The 644-nt window shown below is 52.2% G+C and carries 1 pseudogene; it reads right to left on the reverse strand.

Going from position 1 to position 644, the window contains the following annotated elements:
- Positions 1-644 (reverse strand): annotated as a pseudogene (locus BBB56_RS23430) (SAM-dependent methyltransferase); the annotation flags it as partial.

A 644-nucleotide genomic window follows, 5' to 3' on the forward strand; every position in this document is an offset into this window, starting at 1 on the left:
GGATCAACAAGGCTTGCCACCACACGTCGTTTTTCCTCTTTTGATGAGAAACGGCGTACTACGCAATAAAATCCATTCGGATAAAGCCACTTTTCGGTTTCGTCGTTGCGCATGATCGCATTTGGCTTCTTCAACCCCGGTACAGGCCAGACCGTGCCAGTCGTGCTCAAATGGCCTGGATAAATCAGGGGAACGGAGCCCTCCTCGGGCAGGCTGCGCAGATGCGCCTTTAAACGGAAATCGACGACTGGCCCGGTCGATACCTTAACGCCAATGTCGGCCAGCGAATAGCGCACAGCTGGCATAAGTTCGAGGGCGCTTTTTTCAGTAGTGGTCGGCACATGGATGAATCGCTCCGGGTCATCCGGAAACACAATCCGGTCAAATGGATGTTCGTGAGAATTGAGATCGGAAAAACTGTCATCAGTAGAGGTGGAAATTGTGACCATTCCCTGCTGTCCTCCACGCTCCAGGCGGATGATGATGTTTTCCTGCAGGACCTCGTCATCTTTAAATGCCTTTTTGCGCGATTCAAACAGGTGTATATGCCGTATCGCTGCCCGCGCAAGGATGAAATCGCGAAACGGCCGGTAATACGGTCCGTTACAGAAGCTGCGCGGGATAATCGCCACTATTTGTCCGTT

It is taken from the genome of Candidatus Pantoea deserta (genome assembly GCF_003813865.1).
In the GTDB taxonomy this organism is placed as follows: domain Bacteria; phylum Pseudomonadota; class Gammaproteobacteria; order Enterobacterales; family Enterobacteriaceae; genus Pantoea; species Pantoea deserta.